Source organism: Moritella sp. Urea-trap-13 (genome assembly GCF_002836355.1).
Lineage (GTDB): Bacteria > Pseudomonadota > Gammaproteobacteria > Enterobacterales > Moritellaceae > Moritella.
Map to the genome: position 1 here is coordinate 551932 of NZ_PJCA01000031.1, position 15770 is coordinate 567701.

Sequence of the window (15770 nt, forward strand, 5' to 3'; positions counted from 1 at the left end):
CTGCCTTTTTTTTCGACTGTAATACGAGGAAGTTAGGGAGCTATGCTTCCCAAAACCATCAGTTTAATATTTTTACTGATTTTCGGATGACTAACGCTGGTGATAATTTATTTTTCAGATCATAGGCTTTATTATTGATTAAAGATAAGATCCCGTTCGCGGCTTCAATACCCATATCCTTGACAGGAAAGTTAATAGTAGTGAGCCCAGGTCTAATATGTTGGCTGTAACTATCATTATCGAAACCGACAATCGAGATATCTTCACCAATGATTACATTTTTTTCATTACATATATCATAGGCTGCTAATGCTATATTGTCGTTTTGGCAGAAGATAGCCGTAATTTCATTCGCACGATCGAGTAAACGTCTGAGCTTTTCGTGGTTGCCTGTATGATCAAAGCGTCCTTCTTCAACCAAGTTAGCATCGTACGGAATACCATACTCAGCAAGTGCATTTCGATATCCCTGCAGGCGATCTCGGCTGTCAATTTTCCCGAGTTGTCCAGTGACACAAGCAATCTTGCGATGGCCTGATTCAAGTAAGTACAAGGTAGCAAGATATCCGCCAAGCTCATTATCAATACGGATACATTGTTTCGATAACTCAGGTATATAACGATTTAGAATAATTGTCGCGGGTGTTTCTTTGGCTATATTGAGTAACTCCTCATCTGATAACATATCAGAATGAATAATTAAACCATCAACTTGTCTAGACTGAAGAAATCGAATCGAGTCTTTTTCTTTTTCTTTTGATTCCTGACCACTGGTTACAATTAAATGCATATTCTTTTGGCGAACGGTATCTTCAGCGTGATGCATCAAAGGCCCGTAGAAAGGTCCATCTAGTGAACCCACCAGCATGCCGATACTATTTGAACGACTAGATGCCAGTGCTTGAGCAAAAGCATTTGGTTTGTAGCCCAATTTTTCTATTGCTTCAAACACCTTTATTTTATTGGCTTCTTTGACCGTCGAATGGTTATTTAACACTCTTGAAACTGTTGCTTGAGAAACTTTGGCGAGTTCCGATACTTCCTTAATGGTGATCAACATACTCTCCAGATCATATTTATGTTTTAATTTTGAACTTTAGGTGCAAGCGCTTTCGTAACATCTATTTACGTTACTTTGGGTTACGTTACGTTATGTTACGTTATCTATATTCTGCCATTATATGAGGTCTCACATACTCAGGCAAGTGACAAAATTAACTAATTACAGTGTTTTAGTTAATAATGGAACACTGTAATTAATTTTAAGCGATAAAATCAGTTAAGTAGACATACTTCACACTCTCAACACTACGCAAAGAAAGCGCTTACATTAGTGATACGGCTCACTTTAACACCTCCATTTTAGTTTTATACTTGTCTCAGAAGTCGGCTGAAGGGGTTTTTACTGTTTGTCATGGTTCATATGAGCCATTTTTTTTAACAGGTAAAGAAAGCGCTTTCTTTCTTCTATATCAATTGACTGAAAATTAATTTTTAATGGAGCTAAAATGAAATTAACAAAAATCGCTTTAACATGCTTAGTCGCAACTGGCATAGCAGCACCACAAATCGCATTTGCGGATGACAGTTTTGAATTCCACGGTTACGCTATATTTGGTGTTAACTATGAGAAAGATAATAATGAAGTAATTGATGCTAAGGATGGAGTTAGCGATGATGACATATATGAAGTAGGTAAATTAGGCAACCAAGCGAGCGGTGGTGAGTTTCTTTTTCTTAAAAAGCTTGAAGGCGAAAACGGCACTAAGTGGGATATTGGTGTTATGTATGAAAACTGGGGCTGGGGAACAGGCTTGAAACAGGCTTGGGCTGGTGCTTCAAATGTGTTTGAATCACAACCAAATGCTTATGTTTGGGCAGGACGACGATTTAATGCACGTTATCTACAGAATCTAAATGACTACAAAGCTATTTGGGCAGATGGTCAAGGCGCTGGCGTTAGCGGTGTAGACCTTGGTTTTGCTAATCTTGATTTAAGTTTTGTTCAAACGGGTCAAGATGGTATTAATAATACTAATAGTGGCTTTTTTGCTGGAACGTCAAAACTAAGTGATATCAAATTATCAGATGATGTTAGTTTGGATCTCATCGCGCATTATGGTTTTACCAATAATTCTGTTGATGATAATGCGAAAGCTGCTGCTGCTGATGCTCAAACTGCTTGGGACAACGGTGCAACTGACAATACTTTTGCTCATCAAGACGCTGTAGCAGCTGGTGCAACACGACCAGGTGATGCGGGTGAAGTAGAGGATGCTTACATACTTGCTGCGGTAGTCAAAGCTTGGAATCAAAAACTACTTGTTCGTTATTCTGATAATGCAACTAGTGACGTTCTAAATCGACAATATGGATATCTACATGGTTCAAGAACTTACGTTAGTTTAGAAGGCGGTCGGGCATTAGGTGATAGCCTGTCAGTTGATTATCTACTTGGTTATACTGCCACTGATTTTGATGATGCTACTACTGCAGATACGAATGCCGCTAATGCAATTGTCCGTCCAATGTATCAATGGAACGATATTCACTCTACTTGGTTAGAAGCGGGTTATTCAGTAGTCGATTTTGACGGTGATCAAGAGGAAAATGAAGCATATAAAGTAACCTTATCGCAAAACATTGCAATTGGCGGCGTAGCTTGGTCTCGTCCACAGCTACGTTTCTATGTGACTGCGGGTGAAGAGACAAATAATGGTGTTACAGAGCATCCAGTAATCGCTGGTGCAGCGTTCGAAGCTTGGTGGTAGGCCGATAACTTAAGTCAGTCACTTATTATTATAGAGTGATACACTCCAAAAGGCTGCGATCATAAGGTTGTCGCCTTTTTTAGAGGATAGAATATTGAAAAAATTATGTGTTGTACTGCTGACAAGTTTATTGGCTGCTTGCTCGTCAAGTGACAATATTGTTACTAACGCCTTTCGAACTTTGGATACCCAATTTTCCGATGTTGCGCATCTCAGCGCGCAATTAAGATCCGATCAAGTAAAACCCGTTTCCCTGAATAACTTATCATTTCAAATTGCATCACTCGATAGTAATAATAAAATCGATATAACAGCAAGTTCGCCTGTTATTAATTTTCCAGAAGGAAACTCTTTTGTTGCAGCTTTATTTCTGCCCGAGTCTATCAATCGCTTTACCTTTGTCTTAGAAAGTAAAGCTGGCCGCACAGTCTTTGTACCGAGTGTGGTTTTTCTAAATGAAAATAACCAGCAAATCGCACGCATCGATAATGCGCAGTTTAACGCTAAGGGTTTCTTCTCTATAGAAAGAACGTTTACTGCCGAGAGTGCACAAGCTATCCGTTATATTTTGGTTTACAGCAAGAATAGTGATCTCGATGGTAGAAGTGAGCTTGTTGATCCTGCTCGTGAATATGAATTAAGCAAGGGACGAGAGCTCTCAGAACAATCCTTCCCTAAGCTTTACACTAAACATTCTCCAATCGGGCATCTTAATATCCAATTTAAAGATGTTTTTTTTAGTGCGCAGGCGATTAATAACCAAGGCACTAAACAGAATAAAGTAACGATGGTTAAATCTGCACCCCTTGTCAAACCCCCGACAATATTAAGTGATACAGAAGTATTTTACTTACAGCAGATTAGCAAAGCGATAAAAGAGGGTAATGGTTTGCGCGCTAAGAGTTTAGTTGAAGAAGCAGAGCGTGCAGGTTCAACAAAAGCAAAATCACATTATATTCAAGAGCTTGATAAACAACTGTAAGAATTGGTTTGTATACATTTTTTAATGCCAAGCAACGCCATGTTCAAGCTTTGGATAGTCGTGGTTCAGAATGCGCTAAACCGTAGGGGGATCGAGATCCAGTTAAAAAATGTTTGTTAAGTTAAGTATAAATGTTGTTTTCTCTCAGAATGGAAATGAAGGACATGCTCAAAAAAAATAAGCAAACCTCGATAATTAAACGTATGTATGCGGGGTTTGCGGTGATGATAATATTGTTTGTCGCGACTGTCACTTTAATGTTGAACGGTACAAGTCGTATTTACAATCAGCTTGAATCTGTGAATGAAGATGCTTTACCACTGCTTGCTCATGCCAATCAAACCAGCGTTAACTTACTGATTGCAGATAAAATTTTCAAAGATTTTCTCACAACTCAAGATCCGCAACGGATGCAGGACTATGAAAATAAATTTGCACTGGCACATCAAGATTTTAGCGAGGCTCTTGGTAAGTTAGCTCACATCTCTGCTGATAACACATCATTAAATAGTCATTTAAGTGCGCTAGAGGCCCTAGAAGATCGTTACTTCTCTGAGTCGAGTAAAGCGATGAGTAATTATAAAATCCAACTTACTATGCGGAAAGAGAGACAAAAGGCGATTCGCCACTTTCAAAAACTGCAAACCGAGTTGCAAATTGGTATGAAAGAATATATCAACGGTCAAGATAATATTGCTGTAAAGCTAATGGCGAAAAGTTATTTTACCCAACTTAAAAAAACCGAAATCATTACTTCTGATGCGTTGGCTAGTAATAAAATAGCAGCCATCAGCAAAGCAATGAAAGACAACAAGCGGAGTGTAACCCGGCTTAATTTTGCTTATGGTGGTCTAACTGCTCAGTTACCGTCACTTAAAGAGGCATTTGATGGTCCTGTTAAACAGTTCATACAGGATGTAGGTAAAAAAAGTGGCGTACTGGATCAGCATTTTAAGTATGTTAACGCGAGTCATGTTTTATATGCAAATATCACAGTACTGGTGGTTGAAGTAGATCAAGCGATGGCGATTCTTGAAACGTTCCGTAGTGAAGCAGAACAAGCGATGGATAACGCGATTGACAACGCTGATCAGATCTATGCGGAGGGTTATACCCAGGCAATCTTGATGGGCGGCGGCGTGACCGTTTTTCTAGTATTTCTTGGCTGGTTATTGGCACAAAATGTGCGCAAGCCTTTAGTTTCTATTCTCAAAGCGCTTGAAGAGTTAACCGCAGGCGATATGACGCAACGGGTTATTGGCAATACATTTATAGAATTCAACCAGCTTAGTAAACATATCAATACGTTAGCATCTAACCTACAAGATATTTTACAAAAGTTAAGTACAACCTCTGGTAATTTAGCGCAAGCAGCAGCACAAAACCAATCTACGATGACTAAATCTAGAGCTAGACTGGATGACCAACGTCAACAAACGGCTTCAGTTGCCACTGCGATGGTCGAGATGGAGCATTCAGTTAAAGATGTTGCTGCAAGTGCACAGAGCTCGATGGATAAAGTCCGTGATGTTGAAGCTGCAGTGCAAACGGGGCGAGATGTAATGAGTGATAATATCTCGACCATTCAACTGTTATCGGAGAATCTTGATGAATCAGTGAAAGTAGTCTCGACAGTTCAGGAGATGAGCAGTGATATAGGGTCTATTTTAGATGTTATTCGCCATATTGCGGACCAAACCAATTTATTAGCATTGAATGCTGCTATCGAGGCTGCACGTGCCGGTGAGCAGGGGCGGGGATTTGCTGTTGTCGCTGATGAGGTAAGGGTGCTGGCTGAACGCACTACACAATCTACAGGTGAAATTGAAGGTATGATTCAAAATTTACAACAGAAATCAGGGCAAGCATCATCGGTAATGCAAACTTGCGTAAACGAAATGAATAAGAGCGTAACGCAAACATCGGATGCTAATAATGCGATGGAGCAAATTCAGGCGAATATTATTGAGATCAGCAAAATGAGTTACCATATAACGCATGCCGCAGAAGAGCAGCGTTCAACAAGCAACTCGATTGCACGTAGTCTGGAAGATATTAGTAATATAGCCGACGATAACAATTTATCGATGGAGAAAATTGCGCAAGTCAGTGACACACTTGATGAATTAGCACATCAACAGAATGAGCTGGTCCATCAATTTAACGTCTAGTTTGATTGTTTAATGTAGGCTTACCTGTGGAGTAATAATGAATAAGCGTTTATTTCTGTAAATAATGTGGTTGACTCATTGTTGAATTCAACCACATTCAAGTTAAATTTTAGTTTACTAACTGCTTACTTAGGCCCATATTCAAAACGAATATTATCAACTTTTAAGGTCATTTCACCTAAAGGTTCTATAACCAGTACATTGCCAATGGCCTTGATGTCAGCCTGGTTGCCCGGCGCAAATCTGTTTCCACCCGCAATTAAATCAGCGATATTAATACGTACTTCGCGCCATGTACCTACCGCTGGTTGAGTAACGGTAATATCGCTCGCATTAGGCCAGCCGCTGTCCATTTTAACTAATAGTTCAGTCTCATCTTCTTTACTTTCTACATTCAGATCAAATACTAGTTGACCTCCCTCCATCCAGTGACTGAGATCAGTTTTCGGCGCTCGTAAATATACATTGCCAACTTTTCCTGTTTTAGTTATTTTCCACACGTTGCCGCGACCAGCTTCTTGAACTTGTTCTTGAGTTACAGCTTTCTCTGGGTTGTAGCCATCAAAGGCTATGCCTGCACTCAGTTCATCTTTGTAAACATCAAAAATAGGGCCTTTACCAAAGTTACCATTACCGATTAGAATTTCCGGTTCAGGAGTCCCTTCAACTAACTTAGCTTTATCAGACACTGCTGAGCAGCCTTTACCTTTCCAACGATCCGCTGAACAACGGTAAACTCGTACATAGTCAACGGCTAATGTTTGCGGGAATACGGACTCATCAATACCACCATTATTGGCATTAGCAGCCCAGTTACCACCAACAGCAATATTCAGCAGCATATGAAACTTCTGATTAAATGGGGCATTTTTACCGCCACTGACAAAAACGCCATCTTCCATATGTTGGCTATACCAGCCGTCTTTTTTTTGAGTCGCAAAATGAACATTATCAACATACCAGCGGATTTCTCCTTCTTCCCATTCAATAGCATAAGTATGGAAATTATCGGCAGGGTTTACATCACCAGGCAGATGCGTAGCTTGACCTGTGAATTTATTGTCCGGCCAAGGTTTACCATAATGCAAGGTGCCAAAAACGCGTGACTCAAGCTCACCCTTGGCAGCCCCTTTTTCTGTAGAAGGTGTTTTCAGGTTAACCGCTTCCATAATATCGATTTCACCGGACGCCGCCCAGCCGCCGTAAACCCAATCTGTTGGCAACATCCAAATCGCAGGCCAAGTACCTTGACCTTGAGGTAGTTTTGCGCGAACTTCAAAACGGCCATATTTCCAGTTACCTTTTCTTATCGAGCGTAATTTCGCTGAGGTGTAAGGTAAGATCTTTGTGCTGCTTATATTACCATCTGCGTTATCAGGTCCGGTAAAGTTGCCTTTTTGGGCGATGATATTCAGTTTACCATCTTTAACAAAAGCATTACTTTTACGATGGGTATAACATTGTTGCTCATTGTTACCTCCACCCCAACAGTTCTCTATCGTTTCCCATTTCTTTTTATCAATTTCGCTGCCATCGAATTCATCACTCCAAAGTAATTTCCATTTTGCACTCGGTGTTATCTCCTCCGCAGTCAGAACCAACGCTTTGGGGGTGGAGGTTTTCTCAAGCGTGTTATCTATCATTAAGGCTGTGCTGTGAGAGGAACAACCTGCCAGCGCCAAGGCCAATGTTACAGCAGTGAGCTTGAATATTGAGAGTGGTGCGTTTTTTATCATTTATTCTTTCCTTCATAGTGATGACATATAAAATGTAAGCGCTTTCTTTTCATGCTATGTGATAAAAATGTTGATAACAAGATGTTTTATATGGAAGTTATATTTTGATCACAAGAAGATATTTATATCCACAACGATTTGAAAATAATTTTTCATTTTTTGTTATAACTGCGTGTAAGAGCCTTCATCTATATCGTTGTAACCGTTAAATTTTTCATCCAATAACATTTTAAGTAACGGTGGAAACAAAGAGCAAATTTCACTAATTCTTCAGTTAACATCAACATATATATGTATTGAAAATCCAATTTTAATACAAAGGCTGCAAATGCAGTAAGTGGTACGCCGACCATCCACGCGGAAAAGAAATCCATACGTAAGCAAAAGTGATTGTCACCGCCTGCACGTAAAATACCGTTGATAATGACTGCGTTGAGCATTCGTAACCAGATAAAGCAGAACAGAACAGTTAATGCAGGAGAGGCTAATGGATACAGTTCCTCACTTGTTAGGTTTAACCAAGACAGAATTGCTTCTTTAGCAAAAAAGAGTAACAACCCAGTACATAAACCAAGTGTAAATACTGCTTTGACAAAGAATTTAGATATTTCATGGGCATTGGTAAATTCATCTCGTCCGAGTGATTGCCCAAGCAGTACTGAACATGCAACTGATATACCGAAAAATAACGAGTAACATAATGATTCAAATGGACCAATCATACTGAATACTGCAAGTTCCGTTGTTCCCATATGCCCGAAAATAACTTGATATCCTAGCACGCCAGCAGCCCATGTTAATGCGCTGAGAGTAGAGGGGATTGCAATGTGTTTGTAAGATGACCACAGCTTATCGGATTCAGTCAATATCTGAGTGGTGAACAACCAATGCTTGCGCGAGTATAAAACACAAAAGGTAAGCACAACTTGCAATAAACGTGAGATTGTTGTTGCTAAAGCTGCACCTGCAACCCCCATGGCAGGAACACCTAATCCACCCTTAATAAGCCAGAAGTTCAGTGTAATATTGACGACAATTGTTATTGATCCAAAATATAAAGGAGTCATGGTATCACCAGACCCTCGCAAAGCAGATTCTGTAATCACGAGTAAATGAGTTAGAATCAATATTGGGACGCTATACCAGAGGTAAGTTGAGCCTAATTCAATAACCGTGGCATCATTTGTTTGCAGCATCATTATGTAGCCAGAAAAAAATGTGATGACTAAGCTAACCAACACTAATATTTTTGCGCCGCTGATCATTGCTAGCAAGGTGACTGTTTTAGCAGACCGTCTATCATTTCGTCCCCAATATTGTGCTACTAATATACCATTAGCAGACGCCATTCCTCCCATTATCATGGCCGCAACAAAAAGCCATTTTGAGGCGATTCCCACAGACGCAGTTGCTTCTTGACCAAGATCGCTTACCATTAACACATCTGCAAGTGCTAATATTGCAAGTAATGCACTTTGAATTGCCACAGGAAATCCAAGCTTAATTACCTTGACTAACATCGAGGCAGATGTAGTGTTTTGGTTCGAAATTAAGGTGTTTTTAAAATTCATATTTGTTCCTTATTTTAGCAGCAGATTATAAGTGTCGAGCACTATAAATAGAATGTGCGAAAATAGAGAAAACCTGTGCAAATCCGTCATTAGTCAGTGGAACCTAAATCAGAATGGCATGACGATGTCTATCTATCGGATATGTGCAAAGAGCGATTTCTTACAACGTCTGATTTCAGTAAGAGGTTTTTATGGCTGGGATGGCCGAACTTGTTGATGGCTATCATGTAGAGCGACATGATCTTGCAGTTCATTTTTTAATTTTCACCTTAGAAGGGAGGCATTTTAACAAGGGCAGATCGTGTTGAATTAATTGTACTTTATTAGTGAAGAACAACTGAATCGGATTTCAAAAAATTTATACAGCATGTCCCCAAGAGTGGGTTGATTCATTTACGTATGGAAAAAGCGGCTAATTTACTTCAATATCGTGAGTGGACTATTTCTATGATTGCTCTACGCTTGGGCTATAAAGACCCTTACAATTTTACTCACCATTTTAGGAAGTGCTTTGGTTGTTCACCAAGTCGTTATAGGGAACACCCTGAACAGCAAGGTATTATCATTCTCTGCGTATTAGCTATATTCAGTTGATGCTAGTGCTTGGAAACAACGTTGCTGATGAATTTTAAGTCCGATGTAACCATAGTGGTGAGCTACCGTGAATGATCGCTCACATATTTTTAGTGCACTTCTCTCTTAATATTCGAACGAATAATAATTTCTAGAATTTAGGGGATTGTTTAGCAGAACATATATAGCCATGCCATTTTGCATCAATACACACGCCATTTTTAGCTTGTATACCAGGTACTATGCAGCTATAGCCCACTTGTTTCAGTTCACAGGCTTTGTTTAATTGTTGCAATGATTGAGATTCTCCTGCCGCATTGATATTCATAGAAAAAACAAATAAGCCAACACCTAACGCTGTCTGTATTTTTTTCATTTCAATTTCTCCCATTTGTAAAATACAAGTTAAATTACAACCTGCGTATCGATCAGTATAGTTCAAAGCTGATGGGGGATAACAAAAACAGAAGAGAATGATCGTCTCTAATTACATGCTTAAAGAAAGCCGACATGCATGCCGGCTTCTATATATTGTTAATTCTTAGAAACCGTATTCAAGACCTACACGTGCGAATGTTTCTTGGCTCTCTGAAGTGACTGCACCCCAACCAAGTTTATCTGTCATACCAACACGAACGTAAGGTACAAAGCCGTTAACCACACCCATTACTTGTAATGATGTTACAGAAGAACCTTCTCTCTTGTTGGAATTATCATCTGAATCAACATCTTCAGTCGCTGCGTAACCTAATTTAATACCCAGCGGTCCATTCCAATATTGAGCGATTAGAGAGTAAGAACCTTGTGAGTCAGTGCTTTTAGTTGCGTTATCTTCAGATTGACCATATTTATATGCACCAGCAATGCTGATACCTGTACTTGCAATAGGTGCTTCAAAACCAACGAGATACGTAAAAGTATCAGCGGTTACTTCAGATTTTTCTACGCTTGCAACATTTTGACCATAAGTAGGTGAAGTTTTATCATTATCAATCGAATATACACCAGCTGCTACAGCAGCTGATTTTTGTCTGTTATTACCATATTCGAAAGTCGCATGGAATGTGATTGCATCAAATGCCTTATACTTCGCAGCACCACCAACCCATTGTGCATTGTCACCACTGCCAGCACGGCCAGTAGCAACGTTGATGTTCAAGTTGCCCATAGCAGGAGCAAAATAGCGAATTGATTCGGTACGATCGTACATGTAAGCAATATCACCGGTTGCTGCTGGATCAAATACACGACCTAGGCCTGGATTTGTAAAAGGCCAATCAACTACTTCATACATTGGTGTTAACTGACGACCGACAGTTACTTTACCGTAATCACCTTCGACACCTACGAACGTATCACGAAAACCTAAACCACCGCCAGACCAGTCATCTGTATCTGTATAGCCAGATTCAACTTGGAATATTACATTGATTCCGTCGGTCATTTGTTTGCTGCCGCGGAAGCCAACACGAGTTTCATTCTCAATATTGTAATCTGTGATGTTTGATTCACCGTTGGCTTTATCACCAGTGTGGCCATAAGCAGAAACAGCGACAACACCATACACTTCGATGTTACCTGTATTTTCTGTGCCTAATACGTATGCATTAGCTGCTGTTGATAATAAAGCAGTTGAAACCGCTGCCGCTACCATTGATAAACTTAATTTGTTCATTTTAAAATCCTTTTTGTAGATGTAAATGCTAATTGGTGTATTTCGTAAATTTATATTGAACTTAAAAACTTGATGAATCGAAGTCTACCCATATTAATTCACTAAACAAATTAAGTTGTTCTCAGTCGTGATAAAAATCACAATATTTTCAATATAAAACAATAAATAACGATAAAGATCGCATTTATCCACAATTTAAAGGATTAATTTACGCTAATAATTTACAGGGTAAATCAAAGTGCAGCTGATACTTAAGATTTACATTAGTGATACAAATAATTCCAATGAATTTTTCATGGATATTTAAAGCGCTGATATTAAATCATTATATTGCATACCTTGACGCTTACTTGTTAACTCATCTAAAAGAAATGAAAAAATTAGTTGCGTAAAGGTTAACAACAATATCGATGATAGAAGGGGATGTGAATTTTAAATCATTTTGTAATACTTATCTTATTTTAATATTTTGTTTAAAATGACATTAATCACGCAAGTTCCTATAAAGAACCTTATATTAGTGATAATTGTCACATTGAATGAATTTCAATATAGTAAAATACGCAGGTTACTTTACAGTGCGTATTAAGTTTTAGATTAATTGATTTCATTCAAAGGAAGGTCGGATATGAAAAGAACAGCAATTGCACTGGGGTTAAGTATTGCATTAGTAGGTTGTAGTAGTACTACATCACCAGTAGCTACAACACAAAGTGTCGTCGACGCCATTTCTACATCTGTTCAAGTAACTTATGTCGTAAATCAAAAACTTGAAGGCGATGCAGCTGCAACATGTAAGACGCTAGGCGCAGAATGGGCGGCTTGCCAAGATGCAACAATTCAACTGACCAACAGTGGTTCAGCGATTGAATCAGCCGATTGGGAAATATATTTCCACAGTATTCGACGTATCCTAGAAGTGAAATCTCCAGAGTTTACCATTGAGCATATCAACGGTGATTTACACAAACTCACACCAACAGCAGAATTTAAAGGCTTTAACGCGAACGCAACTGTAGATGTTAACTTCATTGCTGAATATTGGTCATTATTCGAAACTGACGTAATGCCGCGTTATTATGTAACTGCAGAAAATGCACAGCCGAAAGTGATCAGTAATACTGACACTGAAGACATGTCAGAAATCATTACACCATTAACCGGTGAAAACCTGAAAAGACATGCCGGTGATAACAATATAGTAATGAACGCAAATACGCGCTTTGAGGCCAATGAAGCAACAGCACAATTATCTGCCGCCTCAATAGCGAACAAAATCATCCCAACACCAGTGTGGCAAGATGATAAAGTGCAAGGCTTTGCGGACTTAAGCGCAGGCATCAGCATTAATGCACCAGCAATGAAACAAAGTTCACTGGATGCTGTTACGCAACGATTCGAAAATTTTGGTGTGAATGTAGCAGGTAGTTACCCAGTTAATATCACAATTGCACCACAACAACTAGAAAATGAATTCGCTAAATCAGGTGGTTACACACTTGACGTATCAGCTGATAGCACAGAAGTGTTAGCGTTTGATAATGCTGGTGCACTCTATGCGCTACAATCAATCGCTTCATTAGTCCCGTCTGATTTTGCTGTGAACAAAAACATTCCACAAGTTAGTGTAAAAGATGCACCGAACTTTGATTACCGTGGTATGGAAGTCGATATTGCTCGTAACTTCCACAGTAAAGAATCGCTGTTGCGCTTACTCGACCAAATGAGTGCGTATAAAATGAATAAATTCCACTTACATCTAACCGATGATGAAGGCTGGCGTTTAGCTATCCCTGGATTACCGGAGTTAACTGATATCGGTGGAAAACGTTGCCATGATTTAGAGGAGAACACCTGCTTATTACCTCAACTCGGCTCAGGGCCAACAACGGACAATCGCGGTACCGGTTATTTAACCAAAGCTGACTATATTGAGTTAGTACAATATGCGCAGGCTCGTAACATTGAAGTGATTCCAGAAATTGATATGCCAGCCCATGCCCGTGCAGGTGTTGTCGCAATGGAAGCGCGATATAACAAATACAAAGATTCAGATTTACAAAAAGCAGAAGAATACCGTTTAGCCGATCCAGATGACAAATCTGTTTATACCACAATTCAATTCTACAATGACGGTATCTTAAACCCTTGTATGGATTCGACTTATAACTTCATCGGCAAAGTGATCGCAGAAGTTCAAGCTATGCATCAAGAAGCAGGCCAGCCATTAAAAACATGGCACATGGGTGGTGATGAGGCGAAGAACATTCACCTCGGTAACGGTTACGAACAGACTGGTGGTACAACAGGCTGGAAAGGTGATAAAGACTTAACCAAAGAATCAATGCCTTGGGCTAAATCGCCACAGTGTGTAGCACAAGTCGCTGCGGATGATAGCTTAGAAACACCACACGATCTTGGTCCTATGTTTGTTAAAAAAGTAGCAAACATTATTGCCGCTGCCGGTATTGAAAAAACTCAGTTATGGCAAGATGGACTTAAAGACGTTGACGCTAAAGATCTGCCTTTGACAGCTGTCGCTAATGTATGGGAAACCTTATATTGGGGTGGGGCAAACACGTCTAACCACATGACCGAAAAAGGCTTTGAAGTCGTACAATCGCATCCTGATTACCTGTATTTCGATTTCCCATATGAAGTGAACTCAAAAGAACGCGGTTACTACTGGGCAACACGTTATACCGACAGCAAAAAGGTATTTAAATTCTCACCGAATAATTTGCCTCAGAACGCTGAAACATCAAAAGACCGTGACGGTAATAACTTCAACATAAAAGGCGATACTGAAAACCGTGGTTACAATGGTATTTCTGGTCAACTTTGGAGTGAATCAGTGCGTACCGATTCACAATTTGAATACATGGTTTACCCTCGTATCTTGCCATTAGCAGAGCGAGCATGGCATAAAGCGTCATGGGAACTTGATTACGTGAAAGATCGCGAATTCAAAGGCGGCGACACAACGTTTGTTGATGCCAATAAACAACAGACAGAGTGGAGCCAATTTGCAAACATCGTTGGTCAACGTGAACTTGCAAAAATAGACAAGACCGGCGTTCAATATCGTCTACCAGTACCGGGTGGTAAGATTGAATCTGGTAAGCTACTAACTAACGTCGCTTTCCCTGGACTAGAAGTACAATACAGTACGGATGCTGGTTCAACGTGGACAACATGGACAAAACCAGTTTCTGTCACGTCTGCTGAATTAAGAACAGTGTCACCAGATGGTAAGCGCTTCAGCCGTATCACCGCAGTTAAATAAGTTTTTACAAAGACTTAAAATAAAAGGTGATTGGATATTAATTCAATCACCTTTATTGCTATATTACTTAGCTGTATTAAATTACAAAATCGTATGATTAAAACTTCAGATTTATAACGAGAGACGATTAAGATGAAATTAAAATTTTTAGCGCCACTATTATTACCACTTGCTCTCGCAGCTTGTTCAAATACCTATGAAGATGCGAGTTCAGCACAATTTAAAGACATGGTTTCAGTAAAACAGACTTGGGAAGGTAAGCGTATAACAGGGCCTACAATTACACTAGCGCCAGAAGCTGGGACAACAAAAGCGTTGTTTAAAGCTGACGCTTACCTGTATGGCAGAGAAAGCAGTAACGAAAAACACCAAATAGATACACGCGTTAATCTATTGGTTAAGCACACAGACTTTGGCTTTGAATATGGTTTTGTGTCAATCAATGGGTTGGAGTCGGTAAAGATAAAACAAGAGCGTGGCACATTTAGAACATGTGACGAATTGTGTATTTTTGACCAAATGTTTTCGTTCTCTATTCCTGATTCAATGAACAGTAACGATGACCTTGTGATCAAATTACAAGAGAAAGCAAACAGTAAACATGGCCCAGTTATCACATTGCCAGGTACTTATATGACGGGTTATGAGCAAGTTCAAAGTCAAATTGAAAACGATGCTAAACAAGCTCAGTAATTAGTACAAGAGCAGTACGCTTGTACTAATTGACGCTTTATAACATTCTGGTGTGTGATTGCTTTGACAACTAACTGCCTTTACGTGCCACGCATATTTGCGCATAGGTTTTAATTACATCGCCATTCTGTAGTTTGCATTTTACTTCTGGTCCTAATACACCAGAACCTTGTCCTTCAGTTGCGCTCACACTGAATGTAGCTGAAGCGATGATAAACGTGATCATTAAAATTAATTTGTTCATACTTATCCTACTATTTTTATAAGTGGATACAGGGATTTATCTATCTGTATTATGTCTTACACCCTAAT

Annotated in this window: 12 protein-coding genes; 6 read left to right on the forward strand and 6 right to left on the reverse strand. The window is 39.5% G+C overall.

Annotated features, from left to right (window positions below; all coding sequences use genetic code 11):
* Window positions 1-58: 58 nt before the first annotated feature.
* Window positions 59-1060, reverse strand: a complete 1002-nt coding sequence (locus CXF93_RS10450; RefSeq protein ID WP_198551641.1) for a LacI family DNA-binding transcriptional regulator — start codon at window positions 1058-1060, stop codon at window positions 59-61.
* A gap of 448 nt (window positions 1061-1508) precedes the next feature.
* Between CXF93_RS10450 and CXF93_RS10455 the strand changes: the two genes are divergently transcribed.
* From CXF93_RS10455 to CXF93_RS10465, 3 genes are all read left to right on the forward strand, one after another.
* Complete coding sequence (locus CXF93_RS10455) at window positions 1509-2771, forward strand: carbohydrate porin (RefSeq protein ID WP_101062463.1); 1263 nt, start codon at window positions 1509-1511, stop codon at window positions 2769-2771.
* 94 nt (window positions 2772-2865) lie between these two features.
* Window positions 2866-3753 carry a MalM family protein gene (locus tag CXF93_RS10460; RefSeq protein ID WP_157824441.1) on the forward strand — a complete coding sequence of 296 codons (888 nt, stop codon included), beginning with the start codon at window positions 2866-2868 and terminating at the stop codon, window positions 3751-3753.
* Window positions 3754-3917: 164 nt separating this feature from the next.
* Window positions 3918-5924 carry a methyl-accepting chemotaxis protein gene (locus CXF93_RS10465; protein WP_198551642.1) on the forward strand — a complete coding sequence of 669 codons (2007 nt, stop codon included), beginning with the start codon at window positions 3918-3920 and terminating at the stop codon, window positions 5922-5924.
* Between the two features lie 125 nt (window positions 5925-6049).
* Here CXF93_RS10465 and CXF93_RS10470 read toward each other — a convergent pair whose 3' ends face one another.
* The gene (locus CXF93_RS10470) at window positions 6050-7660 is read right to left on the reverse strand and encodes a glycoside hydrolase family 16 protein (protein ID WP_101062465.1); all 1611 of its coding nucleotides are present in this window, start codon (window positions 7658-7660) and stop codon (window positions 6050-6052) included.
* Between the two features lie 188 nt (window positions 7661-7848).
* Window positions 7849-9231, reverse strand: a complete 1383-nt coding sequence (locus tag CXF93_RS10475) for an MATE family efflux transporter (RefSeq protein WP_101062466.1) — start codon at window positions 9229-9231, stop codon at window positions 7849-7851.
* A 384-nt stretch (window positions 9232-9615) separates the two neighbouring features.
* On the opposite strand from CXF93_RS10475, the gene CXF93_RS22255 reads away from it, so the two are divergent.
* Window positions 9616-9825 carry a helix-turn-helix transcriptional regulator gene (locus CXF93_RS22255; RefSeq protein ID WP_304442118.1) on the forward strand — a complete coding sequence of 70 codons (210 nt, stop codon included), beginning with the start codon at window positions 9616-9618 and terminating at the stop codon, window positions 9823-9825.
* Between the two features lie 130 nt (window positions 9826-9955).
* On the opposite strand, the gene CXF93_RS10485 is transcribed toward CXF93_RS22255, so the two are convergent.
* Together CXF93_RS10485 and CXF93_RS10490 are read right to left on the reverse strand one after the other, a co-directional pair.
* A complete protein-coding gene (locus CXF93_RS10485; protein WP_157824442.1) occupies window positions 9956-10180 on the reverse strand; it encodes a hypothetical protein in 225 nt (74 codons plus the stop codon).
* Window positions 10181-10345: 165 nt separating this feature from the next.
* The gene (locus tag CXF93_RS10490) at window positions 10346-11479 is read right to left on the reverse strand and encodes a porin (RefSeq protein WP_101062468.1); all 1134 of its coding nucleotides are present in this window, start codon (window positions 11477-11479) and stop codon (window positions 10346-10348) included.
* 628 nt (window positions 11480-12107) lie between these two features.
* Between CXF93_RS10490 and CXF93_RS10495 the strand changes: the two genes are divergently transcribed.
* Window positions 12108-14765 carry a beta-N-acetylhexosaminidase gene (locus tag CXF93_RS10495; protein WP_101062469.1) on the forward strand — a complete coding sequence of 886 codons (2658 nt, stop codon included), beginning with the start codon at window positions 12108-12110 and terminating at the stop codon, window positions 14763-14765.
* Window positions 14766-14897: 132 nt separating this feature from the next.
* The gene (locus CXF93_RS10500) at window positions 14898-15458 is read left to right on the forward strand and encodes a hypothetical protein (protein WP_101062470.1); all 561 of its coding nucleotides are present in this window, start codon (window positions 14898-14900) and stop codon (window positions 15456-15458) included.
* Between the two features lie 70 nt (window positions 15459-15528).
* Here the strand turns inward: CXF93_RS10500 and CXF93_RS22120 are convergent, their stop codons facing one another.
* Entirely contained in the window at window positions 15529-15702 is a 174-nt protein-coding gene (locus CXF93_RS22120) for a hypothetical protein (RefSeq protein WP_198551643.1), read from the reverse strand.
* Between the last annotated feature and the right edge of the window lie 68 nt (window positions 15703-15770).

What these genes read in the sequence shown, in the direction of transcription:
- CXF93_RS10465 (WP_198551642.1), top strand. Translation starts at nt 3,918, where the DNA reads ATGCTCAAAAAAAATAAGCAAACCTCGATAATTAAACGTATGTATGCG.
- CXF93_RS10475 (WP_101062466.1), bottom strand. Translation starts at nt 9,231, where the DNA reads ATGAATTTTAAAAACACCTTAATTTCGAACCAAAACACTACATCTGCC.
- CXF93_RS10500 (WP_101062470.1), top strand. Translation starts at nt 14,898, where the DNA reads ATGAAATTAAAATTTTTAGCGCCACTATTATTACCACTTGCTCTCGCA.
- CXF93_RS22120 (WP_198551643.1), bottom strand. Translation starts at nt 15,702, where the DNA reads ATGAACAAATTAATTTTAATGATCACGTTTATCATCGCTTCAGCTACA.
- CXF93_RS10450 (WP_198551641.1), bottom strand. Translation starts at nt 1,060, where the DNA reads ATGTTGATCACCATTAAGGAAGTATCGGAACTCGCCAAAGTTTCTCAA.
- CXF93_RS10455 (WP_101062463.1), top strand. Translation starts at nt 1,509, where the DNA reads ATGAAATTAACAAAAATCGCTTTAACATGCTTAGTCGCAACTGGCATA.
- CXF93_RS10495 (WP_101062469.1), top strand. Translation starts at nt 12,108, where the DNA reads ATGAAAAGAACAGCAATTGCACTGGGGTTAAGTATTGCATTAGTAGGT.
- CXF93_RS10470 (WP_101062465.1), bottom strand. Translation starts at nt 7,660, where the DNA reads ATGATAAAAAACGCACCACTCTCAATATTCAAGCTCACTGCTGTAACA.
- CXF93_RS10485 (WP_157824442.1), bottom strand. Translation starts at nt 10,180, where the DNA reads ATGAAAAAAATACAGACAGCGTTAGGTGTTGGCTTATTTGTTTTTTCT.
- CXF93_RS10490 (WP_101062468.1), bottom strand. Translation starts at nt 11,479, where the DNA reads ATGAACAAATTAAGTTTATCAATGGTAGCGGCAGCGGTTTCAACTGCT.